Annotated in this window: 1 protein-coding gene; it reads right to left on the reverse strand. The window is 55.8% G+C overall.

What is annotated here, in order from left to right; all coding sequences use genetic code 11:
- A partial coding sequence (locus tag EHN07_RS12500; RefSeq protein WP_124024468.1) for an IS4 family transposase occupies positions 1-1,223 on the reverse strand: 1,223 nt, incomplete at both ends.

Genomic DNA, 1,223 nt, shown 5'->3' on the forward strand with positions numbered 1-1,223 from the left:
ATTTTGACCGTTTCACCCTGACCTCTCTTGCATACTCCCGTTCCCGCCTGGGCGGCAGTTTCAGCATCGCGGCATAACTGTAAAACTGTTTCAGATGCCCGGGAACTGCACCCGGCGAGGACCATGGCAGCCCTATCAACAACCGTAATATTTCTGCCACCGCACCACTGAAGCTCAACTGGTACGGCAGGTAATGCCCCTTCAGACTGAACGCCATCTTTACCATCTGGTAGCGCACAAGGTTGTATGTCAGCAGTATTCCCCACAGCTCCTGCCTCACCATTTCCGGCAGTTTGCTGCGCACTGTCCATCTGCTCCCCAGTAATGTCTGTTTCGTTTCGCGATAACCCAGCTCTATTTCCCAGCGGTGTTTATATAACTCAGCCACATCCGCTGCCGGGTAACGCATCGCGTCGGTCATCGAGGTCACCACCTGACGTTCAACACCGTTCACTTTTCTTCTGATGAGCCGTACCGTTAACTCCTCCGGCAAGCCTGCCCATTGTTTCCGGGCCTGGGGCGTCGTTTTTACCGTTATCAGTTCATCCTGCTTACCCAGTCTGCGTATTACCTCATACTGAGTTCCTTTCTTTAACGGCAGCAGCCAGTGCCGGTTTTCCCCCGCCAGGCCCCAATCATGTAGCAACCCCATCGACCAGAAGCCCCTGTCGAATAGCGTCACGCTGTTATCCGGGGCCTGGGTCGCCAGCCGGGCGGCCAGGCGCATCTCGTTAACGTCGTAACTGTCCATGACACTGGCCCGCAGCAGGTGACTGCTCAGCTCCATCAGACAGACCATACGCACCTGCGGGTAACCCCGCTCACCGTGCTGATTCGAGGCTTTACCGAAGGCCTGCATATTTTCTGGTGTATCGGGTGTACGCCAGACCACGCCATCGACGGCATTGAGCGTCAGGCCGTTCCAGAGAGGATGTTTTGCTTCTTCGTGCCAGTGATGCTGAGTCAGGTCGAACAATACCCGCATAGCATCTTCGCCCAGGGTTTTGCGGCGGGCGATAACGGAGCTGGGGGCCGTGAAGGGCCTGCCGGTACGGTCAACGATATCCATCAGATTAACGATATGGGAAAGCGGCTTATTATTGAAAATGGCCATGCCGATAACGAGCCAGACCATGGACTCCAGGGGGAGTTTGCGCTTGCGGAGTGTCACGGTATCGGTGAGAGAGAATGCCTGCGCAATGAGGTCAGGGGAAAGCAGGTCA

The sequence above is a fragment of the Buttiauxella warmboldiae genome (assembly GCF_003818135.1).
Taxonomy (GTDB): Bacteria; Pseudomonadota; Gammaproteobacteria; order Enterobacterales; family Enterobacteriaceae; genus Buttiauxella; species Buttiauxella warmboldiae.